Origin of the sequence: Pseudomonas sp. 1D4, from assembly GCF_001728925.1 — a bacterium.
Taxonomy (GTDB): Bacteria; Pseudomonadota; Gammaproteobacteria; order Pseudomonadales; family Pseudomonadaceae; genus Metapseudomonas; species Metapseudomonas otitidis.
The window spans coordinates 23,058-34,319 of record NZ_LXJQ01000059.1; the positions used below are offsets into that span (position 1 = coordinate 23,058).

The 11,262-nt window shown below is 63.1% G+C and carries 7 protein-coding genes; all 7 read left to right on the forward strand.

Annotated elements, in window-relative coordinates:
• The first annotated feature begins 5 nt into the window (after window positions 1–5).
• Genes asnB (A7D27_RS23265) through A7D27_RS23295 form a run of 7 tightly spaced genes read left to right on the forward strand, consistent with a single transcriptional unit; the run spans window position 6 to window position 11,125 of the window.
• Window positions 6–2,003: an asparagine synthase (glutamine-hydrolyzing) gene (gene asnB / locus A7D27_RS23265; RefSeq protein WP_069566233.1), complete on the forward strand. Its 1,998-nt coding sequence runs from the start codon at window positions 6–8 to the stop codon at window positions 2,001–2,003.
• Between the two features lie 24 nt (window positions 2,004–2,027).
• Window positions 2,028–4,001 carry an asparagine synthase (glutamine-hydrolyzing) gene (gene asnB / locus A7D27_RS23270; protein ID WP_083265754.1) on the forward strand — a complete coding sequence of 658 codons (1,974 nt, stop codon included), beginning with the start codon at window positions 2,028–2,030 and terminating at the stop codon, window positions 3,999–4,001.
• Between the two features lies 1 nt (window position 4,002).
• On the forward strand, window positions 4,003–5,604 hold the full coding sequence (locus A7D27_RS23275; protein ID WP_069566234.1) for a glycosyltransferase family 4 protein: 1,602 nt from the start codon (window positions 4,003–4,005) through the stop codon (window positions 5,602–5,604).
• Window positions 5,601–7,763 (forward strand): alginate lyase family protein, encoded by a 2,163-nt coding sequence (locus A7D27_RS23280; RefSeq protein ID WP_069566235.1) that lies wholly within the window; start codon window positions 5,601–5,603, stop codon window positions 7,761–7,763. Before A7D27_RS23275 ends, A7D27_RS23280 begins: the two co-directional genes overlap by 4 nt.
• The gene (locus A7D27_RS23285; protein WP_256557203.1) at window positions 7,756–8,907 is read left to right on the forward strand and encodes a glycosyltransferase; all 1,152 of its coding nucleotides are present in this window, start codon (window positions 7,756–7,758) and stop codon (window positions 8,905–8,907) included. The genes A7D27_RS23280 and A7D27_RS23285 overlap by 8 nt, the downstream gene beginning before the upstream one ends.
• A complete protein-coding gene (locus tag A7D27_RS23290) occupies window positions 8,904–9,998 on the forward strand; it encodes a glycosyltransferase (protein WP_069566236.1) in 1,095 nt (364 codons plus the stop codon). Before A7D27_RS23285 ends, A7D27_RS23290 begins: the two co-directional genes overlap by 4 nt.
• Window positions 9,995–11,125, forward strand: coding sequence for a glycosyltransferase family 4 protein (locus tag A7D27_RS23295; protein ID WP_069566237.1), 1,131 nt, complete (start codon window positions 9,995–9,997; stop codon window positions 11,123–11,125). Before A7D27_RS23290 ends, A7D27_RS23295 begins: the two co-directional genes overlap by 4 nt.
• The last annotated feature ends 137 nt before the right edge of the window (window positions 11,126–11,262 follow it).

Below are 11,262 nucleotides of genomic sequence, written 5' to 3' on the forward strand. Positions count from 1 at the left end.
GTTCAATGTGTGGAATTACGGGCGCCTTCAACCCACATGCAAAGGTATGCGATGACCGGACCCTGGTTAACATGCGGGATCGCATGCTGCACCGGGGGCCGGATGGTGCGGGTATATGGCGGGAGCGGCAGGAGCGCTGCGTACTGGGGCATCGCCGGCTGTCGATCATCGATCTGTCGACGGCGGCTACTCAGCCCATGGCGAACGAAGACGCCTCCGTAGTGCTGAGCTTCAACGGCGAGATATACAACCACGCGGAGCTGCGCCGCGAGATCTCCAAGATCCGGTCGTTCGCCTGGCGTACCGACCACTCGGATACCGAGGTGCTGCTGCGCGCCTACGAACTCTGGGGCATCGACTGCGTCAACAGGTTCCACGGCATGTTCGCCTTCGCCATCTACGATGCGCGCAACCCGAACGCCCCAATCCTGCACCTGGCACGAGACCGCGCGGGCAAGAAACCGCTGTACTTCACCCGTACCCAGGCCGGCGAGTGGCTGTTCGCCTCGGAGATCCGTGCGCTGTTCGGTCATCCTGCGGTATCGCCGCAAATGGAACCCGCCGCCTTCTGGCATTACCTGACCTTCATCGTCACACCGGCTCCGCTGACCCTGTTCAAGGGCATCTTCAAACTGCCGGCAGGCCATGTAATGACCGTCGATGCACGGGGCGAGGCCAGCGCGCGCAAGTACTGGGACTGCATTCCCAGCGCTGCCGACATCCGCGAACGCACCGACGAACAGGCGGTGTCGGAGATGACCGCCTTGATGCGCCAGGCCATCGAGCGGCGGATGGTCTCGGATGTGCCCTTCGGCGTGCTGCTCTCTGGTGGGGTGGACTCCAGCCTCAACGTGGCGCTCATGAGCGAGCTGCGGGACGCGCCGGTCACGACCTTCTCGATCGGCTACGAAGGCGAGGACGACACCAACGAATTCAAGTACGCGCGCCGAGTGGCCGAGCGCTACCGCACCGAGCATCACGAGATGACGATCAACCACCGCGATGCGCAAGATTTCTTGCCTGAACTGGTGCGCCTGCAGGACGAGCCGATCGCCGACAACGTATGCATTCCGTTGTACTTCCTGTCCAAGCTGGTGCGTGAGAGCGGCACCACGGTCGTCCAGGTGGGAGAGGGCGCCGACGAGAACTTTCTCGGCTACTGGTGGTGCGACCATTACCGGGACAAGGCGATGACGGTCTACAACCCTGCATTGCCTGGGCCCCGATTACCTTGGTGGCGACGCTTCGTTTCACAACCCAGGACACTGCTGCCGGCGTTGACAGCCGAAGACAATGAGATCCAGAAGCGCGCGCGCTCCGGCCAGGAACTGTTCTGGGGCGGGGCAGTGTGCTGGTGGGGGGGCATGCGTGACCAGCTCACTCCCGACCACTCGAGCTTCGCCAGTCAGATCGACTGCCCGGTCAAGGGCCTGCTGCCGGACTCGCACCAAGGCACCGACAGCAATGCGGTAGTCGCGCACTACCTGTCATCCATCAGGGGCAAGCTGCTCGAACCCGATGTGCTGCAGAAGATCCCCTACCTGGAAATGAAGCTGCGCCTGCCCGAACACCTGCTGATGCGCGTGGACAAGCTGACCATGGCGCACTCCATCGAGGCGCGTACGCCCTTCCTGGATCACGACATCATCGAGTTCGCCCGCACTCTGCACCCCCGGCACAAGCTGCGCGACGGCGTGGGCAAGCACGTGCTTAAGAAGGCCGCCGAGCCCTATCTCGACCACGACATGATCTACCGCAAGAAACAAGGCTTTGGTGCACCCATGGAGGCCTGGTTCAAACAGGAAGACTTCGGTCGACGTTGTCTCGCCGCATTCGAGCGATCGCGACTGGTACGCGAGGGCTTCTTCGACAATGACTACTTCCGCGACATGCTGAAACACCAGATGGGCACTGGAGGAGGTTACAGCTTCCATTTGTGGACCGTGCTCAACGCCGTGCTTTGGCATGAGTCCTGGATCGAAGGACGGACCGATTGCTTCTGATGCCGCTTGCGAGAACCTGACGCCATGTGCGGAATCTGCGGAGTACTCGTAGCGGAGGGCGGCCTGGCCGTTTCCGAGCCCATGCTGGCCCGCATGCGTGACAGCCTGACCCATCGTGGACCGGATGCCGCCGGTTTATGGATGGACACGTCGCGTCGCCTGGGGCTGGGCCATCGGCGCTTGTCCATCGTCGACCTCGATGACGCCTCGACCCAGCCGATGACGGATGCCGGTGAGTCGGTGGTCGTGGTCTTCAATGGCGAGATTTACAACCACGTTGGCCTGCGTCGTGAGCTGGAGGCAGCCGGGCATCGATTCCGCACCGCGCATTCGGACACCGAGGTGCTGGTCCACGGCTACCTGGCCTGGGGTTGGGAAGGCCTGTTGCATCGCCTGCGCGGCATGTTCGCCATTGCCCTGTGGGACGCCAAGCAACGCATCCTCTATCTCGGCCGCGATCGCGTCGGTATCAAACCGCTGTATGTGCATGAGGGTGGCGGGCGCCTACTGTTCGCCTCCGAGATCAAGGCAATCTTGCAGGTGCCGGATGTCGTCCGGGAAATCGATCCATGTGCGATGTACCACTACCTGAGCGGCATGGTTGCACCTGCGCCCATGACCCTGTTCCGTGGTATCCAGAAGCTGCCTGCAGGGTGCTACCTGAGTATCGCGGATGACGGCGTCCCAACGTTCAAGCGCTACTGGCATGCCAGCCTGTCGTCCTTCCCGCTGCCGGCAAGCCGCGAAGAAGCGGTACACACGATACGTGCGACCCTTGATGATGCGTTGGAGGAGCACATGGCAGCGGATGTCCCCGTGGGCGTACTGCTTTCCGGCGGTGTCGACTCCAGCGCATTGCTGGCCGGCATGGCCGCCCGAGCCAACGGGGCGGTGCATTCCTTCTCGGTGGGCTTCGACGGGTTCCCGGAACTGGATGAGCGCGGGCATGCAAGGGACATCGCGCGTCACTTCGGGGCCGAGCACCACGAAATCCTGGTGACACAGGACTCGCTCGAACAGTCCTGGGACGACATCCTCCGGCATCAGGACGAGCCCTTGGCCGATTGGGTGTGTCTGCCGCTCTACCATGTCTCCAGGTTGGCAGCGGGTGAAGTAAAGGCCGTGCTGGTGGGCGAGGGCGCAGACGAACTGTTCGCAGGCTACAGCGGCTACCTGCGCTACCTGCAGCTCTACCGGCAGCTCTGGACGCCTTACCGACGGTGGCTGCCGAAAGGTCTACGGCGGGGGATCGGTCAGTTGGCGGAACGGATCGGGCGGGAGGGTCTGTACCGTTCTTCCAGCCTCGACTTTCTCCTCCGTGCCAGCCGCGACAAGGAGTGTTTCTGGGGCGGCGCCGCCACATTCTGGGAAATCCAGAAGAGTGCCCTGCTCAACAAGGATGCCATCGACTTCACCCGGGGTTCCGGCCTGCTGGACGATAGCGCGCTGCGTATCGCGGACAGCGACGTCGTCATGGCTGCGGCCGCAGCCCTGCTGCCGGCCGGCAACGATGAACAGTTGCGGCGCATGACCAACCTGGAACTGACCTATCGCCTGCCCGAGCTGCTGCTCATGAGGGTCGACAAGATGACCATGGCGAACTCGATCGAGGCACGGGTGCCATTCCTCGACCACCGCTTGGTGGAGGCGGCATTCGCAATGCCCGAGGCCTGGAAGCTCGAACGTGGTCGGGCCAAGTCGCTGCTCAAGGACGCGGTGCGTGGGTTGATCCCCGACCCGGTCATCGACCGGCCCAAGGTCGGCTTCGGCGCCCCGGTGGCTCATTGGCTGAAAGGCGAGCTGGGCCGCAGGGTCGAGTACGAGATCAGCCAGTGCGCGCTATTCAGGAACGGGTGGTTCAACGATGGCTACATCCGCGATCTGTTCGAGGCCCACCGCAGCGGACGTGGCAACCACGGCGCCAGCCTATGGGCGCTGTACAACCTTGCCAGTTGGTATGACCGCTGGATCGACACTCCGACCGGCCAGGGTCTCTGACATGACGCATCTGCTGATCTGCGATGGCGAGCCCCCCCAGGGGCTGGAACTGCCCCTGGACGTGGAAGCCTGGTCGCATGCCCAATTCGCGACCATCGTGCGTGGCCCGGGGTTGCGACGTCACCTGCTGCGCTATGCCTCGATCACCCTTGTCCTGCCGCACCTGGGCCTGCGTCCCCGGCCCCTGATGGTGATGGCGGTACTGCGCCTGCTGGCCCATGGCAAGGTCATGCTCGTCGATTCGAACCTCGCCAGCCTGGTCATCGGCCCCTGGCAGCTTATCCGCCAGTCGGTCCATGCCCTGGGCGAAGCCCTGCGCCTGCCCCAACTGTTGAAGGAGGCCCGCAGTGAACTGGCAGAGCTGTTGCTGCGGGCCCGGCAACGTACTCCTGTGGCATTGAGCTCCGGAGCACCGTGCCTGTACCTGAAGACCGACCTGTGGTTCTCGACCCAGGTCGGTGGCTCGGTTACCCATATGGCCGGCGTGGTCAATAATCTGGCCGCCGTCACCGGAACCGTCCCCCTGGTGCTTTCCACGGCAGGGAATCCGATCCTGGATGCCTCCATCCCTGTACGGACTATCCTCCCGGGCCCGGTATTCTGGGATTTTCGCGAGATCCCGCCGCTGCTGTTCAGCCGCTCCGCCAGTGACGAGGCGAAGGCGGCCCTGGGCGGACGCAGGCCATCCTTCGTCTACCAGCGCTACAGCTTGAACAGTTACGCTGGCGCCAGGCTGTCCCTGGCGTTGGGGGTGCCCCTGGTCACCGAATACAACGGCTCGGAAGTCTGGATCAGCCGGAATTGGGGCACGCCAGTGGCGAGGCCGGACCTGTCGGAGCACATCGAGCGACTCAATCTGGAAGCAGCTGACCTGGTCGTGGTGGTCAGCGATGTGCTGCGCCAGGAACTGCTGGAGCGTGGAGTGCCTTCCGAGCGCATCCTGGTCAACCCCAACGGCGTGGATGCGGAAGCGTTCCATCCGGCCATCGACGCCACCGCGCTGCGACGGGAGCTGGGCCTGGAGGGCAAGACAGTCATCGGATTCATCGGCACCTTCGGCCCCTGGCACGGTACGGAGGAGCTGGTCGAGGCATTCGCCATGCTCCGGGAAAAACGTCGGGGGGATTGCGAGGACCTGCGCTTGCTGCTGGTGGGGCAGGGCGCTCGTCACGCGGCGACGCTGGAAAAGGCCGTGCACCTGGGCGTTCGGCCGTACTGTCTGATCACTGGGCAGGTGCCGCAACAGGAGGCACCGCGTTACCTGGCCTGCTGCGACATTCTCGTCGCCCCCCATGTGCCCAACCCCGACGGCACGCCGTTCTTCGGTTCTCCCACGAAGCTTTTCGAGTACATGGCCATGGGCCGCCCGATTGTTGCCTCGGCACTGGGGCAGATCGGCGAGGTACTTGAACATGGCTACAGCGCCTGGCTGGTCGAGCCGGGTGAGCCGGACAGCCTCGCCGACGGCCTCTGTGCTTTGCTGGAGGACCCCGATATGGGGCGGAGCCTGGGCATTGCCGCACGGCAGGAAGTGCTGGATCGACATACCTGGAGGCATCACACGCAGCGGATCGTCTCTTCACTGGAGCGCCTTTGCCCATGAGCTGGCCGACCAGAATCAAACGCCTGCTACGCCACCCACCGACCGAAATCGTGTGCCGCGTGAAGGCCTTCGTCCTGCGTAACGGTGCCCAGCTTCGCCTTCAGATCCGCGACCGCTTCCTGCCGACCTTCGGACGCCAGGTACCGAAGCAGCCCTTGCTGAGCCTGCTGCCAACGCTGTCGGCAAAGACGCTGGCGCCCTGGCACGACGCACTGGCCGCGGATGCGGCACGCATACGCGCCCATCGTTTCGACCTTCTCGGTGCCTGGGATATCTGCCCTGACCTCGGATTCCAGCCCACAGGGCTGGAGGGACACCGCTATACGGCACCTGCCACAAGGGGCCTCAACCGTGCCAACAGACGCCATGGGGCGCGACTGCGACGGTTGATCTCCCCCGGATACCGATTCATCGACTGGCAACTGGACCTGCGTTCCGGCTATCGCTGGTCAGCAGCCACGCCGTCGTCGCAGATCCGCTATGGGCACCTGCCGGGGGTGGACATCAAGCTGCCCTGGGAACTGGCCCGCATGCAGCACGCGCCCCGGATGGCGCTGGCTGCGGCTGCGCACCGGCTGGCCGGCGAGGAGGAGGCCGGTGAAGCGCTCCGGGTCGAATTCCAGGATCAGGTGCTCGACTTCATCTCGGCCAACCCGCCACGCTTTGGCGTGAACTGGGTCTGCACCATGGATGTGGCGATCCGCATCGCCAACCTTCTGTTGGCCCACGACATCTTCATCGCCGCCGGCCTGAGGTTCGCACCGGAATTCGACATCGAGTTTCGACGCAGTGTGCAAACCCACGGGGCTCACATCGTGACCCATCTGGAGTGGTTCCCCCACCTGCGCAGCAATCACTACCTGTCCAATGTGGCTGGCCTGCTGTTCGTGGCTGCTTACTTGCCCGGGAGCCCGGAAAGCGATGCCTGGCTTGCGCTGGCTGCCAACGAACTGGGCAAAGAAATGTTCCTGCAGTTCCAGACCGATGGCAGCAACTTCGAGGCCTCCACCAGCTATCACCGGCTCTCGGCGGAACTGGTCCTGTTCCCGTTGGCGCTTGCCCGTCGTGTCGCTGCTCGCCTGGCGGGGCTGGAACTTTCCATCCTCCAGCACATCGATGGCGGCGGGCCGGGTTTGCTGCCGGCTCAACGCAGCGTGCCGGCACCCAAGGCGTTGCACTCTCGAGAAGCGCTGCATCACCTGGCGCGAATGGCCGGTTTTTCCCGTGCCATTACTCGACCGGATGGGCAAATCGTGCAGATCGGTGACAACGACAGCGGCCGTTTCTTCAAGCTCACCCCCGATACACGGCCTGATGAGCCATGGAGCGACGGACATGCGGCACTCATCGACTGTGTGGCCCAGTTGTGCAAGGGCGCCCTACACCAGCCCGCATCGCTGGATGGACTGCTGATCAAATCGCTGGCGGGAGACCTTGGGGAGGCTGAGGACGTCCCGGCCATTGCGCCGCTCGGTGCGTTCCACGCCTTCGACGATTTCGGGCTGTACGTCTATCGACGTCCACGGCTCTGGCTATCGGTACGCTGCGGTCCGGTGGGACAGCTCGGCAACGGCGGCCACGCGCATAACGACCAGCTTTCGCTGGAGGTTTTTTTTGCCGACGACCCCTTCTTGCTCGACCCTGGAACCTACGTCTATACGCCTCTACCGGAGCTGCGCAACGCTTTCCGCTCCACTCACGCGCATGCCACCCTGAGCGCCGCGCCCGGTGAACAGAACGGCTGGCTGGAGGGGGCCACCGGCCTGTTCAGCCTATCCCGCGTGGCGTCTGCCAGAGTCATCAGGGCTACTCCGGCGTGCTTCGTCGGTGAACACGACGGTTTCGCCGCACCGCACCTGCGCAGCGTCACCGTCCTGGACGATGGTTTCGAGGTCGTCGACGAATGCCGTGCGGACTCGCGCGAACTCGCATTCCCATTGTCACCCGGGGTCCAGGTGATACAGGAGGAAGGGGGCTGGCTTCTGGATACGGGCAGGGTTCGGGTCCGACTGGAAGTTTCTGATGGCTGTTCCACGCTGGAGGAGGGGGTCTACTCCCCCGGCTATGGCTGCAAATGGAAGGCCCGGGTGATCCGCGTGCGCGATATCCCCGAACGTTGTGTCTGGAGCATGCGTTCGCTGGAGGCGGACCATGGTTAAGCGTGTCCTGCATATCGGCATCCACTGCTGGACCTCGCCGATACGCGTAGGCAGCCATGCCATCGCCACCCAGTTCGTGCGCCAGGGGTGGGAGGTCGCCTACATAGCGGCCCCCATCACGCCGCTCAATTTCCTGAAGCGAAGCTCATCCGTGCTCCAAGCCCGGCTGGCCGAGTACCGTGCCGGCGGCCAGCGCGACCTGGACGGCAAGCTCTGGCACTACGTGCCGTTCTCGCTCCTGGCGCCCTCCAACCGGCGCTTCCTGCGTTCGCCCTGGTTGTTCTCGCACTGGAACAGGCTGAGTCTGCCCGACGTCAGGCGGATGGTGCGCGAGGCGGGCTTCGGCGAGGTCGACCTGCTGTTACTGGACAGCATTTATCAGCCATCCTGGCTCGATGACATTCATTACAAGCGCTGCGTGGTGCGCCTTGCCGACTTCAACGCCGGCTTCGACGGTTATGGCGCCGGGGCTCGGAGGAGCGAGATGAACGCCCTGGCACGCGCCGATCTGGTGGTCACGGCTTCCCGAGGCTTGTCGCAGTGGGCATCCGAGCAGGGTGCACGCCAGGTGATGTACATGCCCAACGGCGTGGACCTCGAACGCTTCACCGGGCACCCCCCGCGGCCAGCCGAATACGCCTCACTTTCTGGCCCGATCGCGGTATTCGTGGGGGACATAAGCACCTGGGTCGACATGACTCTGATCGACGCCTGCGCGCGAGCCATGCCATGGGTCAACTTCGTGCTCATCGGGCCTTGCGCCAGCCCACCGGCCACCGTACCCGCCAATGTGCACTTTCTCGGGGTCAGGCCACACGATCAACTGGCCGGCTACCTGCGTCACGCCCAAGTGGGTTTGATTCCCTTCCACCTGGAGAAATGCGGGCAGTTGGTCGCCCATATTCACCCGCTCAAGCTCTATGAATACCTGGCTTCCGGCCTGCCCGTTGTTTCAAGCCGCTGGGCCGAACTGGAGGGGCTGGGTAGCCCAGCCGTACTGTGCTCATCGAGCGCCGAGTTCGTCGCCGCCGTGCTGGTCGCACTGGAGGAGCCGAACCAGGCACCGCATTACCAGCGGTATGCGCAGTCGGCTTCCTGGCCCCAGCGGCTTGCGCCGCTGTTCTCGTGGGCGAGCGAGACATGAGCCGATACGTTCTCTACGACTACCTCCAGGTCAGCGGAGGGGCCGAGCGCCTGTCCCTCGATCTGGTGAGGGGCCTGCCGGGATATCAACTGGTGGTTTCACGTATTTACGAGCAGGCACGCTTTCTCGCCGTAGAAGAATTACTGGGAGCAGATGGGCTGCGTTGCCTGGGCGGGGTGGGTACCCGGCCGCTGCCGCGCATCGCCGAGGCCCTGGCCTGCTTCACCTGGCGCACCAGTTTTCTGCGCGATGCGGAGACGGTCGTCTACAGCGGTTTATACGCACCATCGGCCGTGTTCAACCAGGGAGGCGGCGCGCGTATCTACTACTGCCATACGCCCCCTAGATACGTCTATGACTGGCGCGATCGCTACCTCGTGCGCTTTGCACCGCCGCTCCGGCCGCTGGCCGCCGCAGCCTTCGATGCCCTGGGACGGCGCTACGAAGCCGCCCTAGGGCGCATGGACAGGATCATCGCGAACTCCGAGAACGTACGCAGTCGTATTCGCCAGCATCTCGGCCTGGAGTCCGAGGTGATTCATCCGCCGGTGGATACAGAACGATTCAGGTGGACGGGGCAAGGGGACTACTTCGTCTCACTGGCACGGCTCGAGCCACACAAGCGGGTTGACCTCATCATCCAGGCCTTCCTCGGTTTACCAGGACAGAAACTGGTGATCGCCTCGGGAGGGCGCGACGAGGCACGACTGAAGGCGCTGGCCAAGGGGGCGCCCAATATCGTCTTCACCGGCTGGCAGGATGAAGAGGGCTTGCGTGCATGCGTAGGCTGTGCCCGGGCGGCGATCTACGTGCCCACGGACGAGGACTTCGGCATGTCGCCAGTGGAAGCGATGGCAGCCGGTAAACCGGTCATCGGCGTGCGTGACGGAGGGATGCTGGAAACTGTTCTGGATGGCGAGACCGGCACTCTCGTAGCGCCGGCCCTTGACGTGGAAAGCCTGCGTGAAGCCATTGGCGACATGCCCCCGGCAAGGGCCTTGGCGATGCGCGAGGCCTGTGAGACACAAGCGGCACGCTTCTCGAAGAAGCTATTCCTGGAACGCATGGAGGCGGTCACTCGAAGCCTATGAAAGTACTCCACTTCTACAAGACCTCGGTACCCGAATCGGTGGGGGGGATCGAGCAGGTCATCCACCAGATCGGACTGGGGGCGGCCAAGCAGGGCGTTCAGACGGATGTCCTGTCGCTTACGTGTGGGCATGTACCGCGCACGGTCGATGTCGGGGGGTATCTGGTGCATCGCGCCCGTATGGATCTGCAAATAGCCTCGACCGGGTTCTCAATATCGGCTCTCCTTCGTTTTTATCAGCTTGCGCGCCAGGCGAATGTCATCCACTACCACTTCCCCTGGCCCTTCATGGATGTGGTTCATTTCGCCACCATGGTCAACAAACCGACGGTAGTTACCTACCATTCCGACATCATTCGTCAAAAACACCTGCTGAAGGTCTACAGGCCCCTCAAGCACTGCTTTCTGCGAGATGTGGATCGCATCGTTGCGACCTCACCCAACTACTTGGAGACCAGTGAGGTTCTGGGCCGTTATCGGGATAAGGTCAGCGTCATTCCCATTGGCCTGGATCGGGAAACCTATCCCGAGGCAACGCCCGAAAGACTGAACTTCTGGCGCTCCAAGGTAGGCTCGAGGTTTTTTCTGTTCGTGGGTGTGCTGCGTTACTACAAGGGCTTGCACATACTGATGGAGGCCGCGAAGGGGGGGCAGTTTCCGATTGTTATCGTGGGCGCTGGTCCTATCGAGTTGGAGCTGCGCACGCAGGCCCGGAACCTGGGACTTAGCAACGTTCTTTTTTTCGGTCAGTTACCGGAGATCGACAAAGTAGCCTTGCTCGAATTGAGCTATGCAGTGGTCTTCCCTTCTCATTTGCGCTCGGAAGCTTTCGGCATTTCTCTGCTGGAGGGCGCGATGTTTGGGAAGCCGATGATCTCAAGCGAGATTGGCACTGGAACTACCTTCATCAACATCGCCAATGAAACGGGACTGGTTGTCCCGCCCAGTGACCCATCGGCGCTTAGAGGCGCGATGGATTACCTGTGGGCGCATCCTGACAAAGCGGAAGAGATGGGAGCGCGTGCTCTTCAGCGCTACTGGCGGCACTTTACTGCCGAACGGATGGTTGCCGATTACGTAGACCTGTACCGCGAGGTGCTTGAACCGGAGCCGAGAACGCTCCCTTGAAAAAGGTACTTCGCGGAATCAGGGGAAAGAGCGAGTTGACAGTCAGGGGTGTGGGTAAATTGACAGTCGCCAAACGCCCCCCTACTGCCGCCGTGCATCCTATTGATCTTGCTGCTTTCTGGCCAGGCTACGAGGTC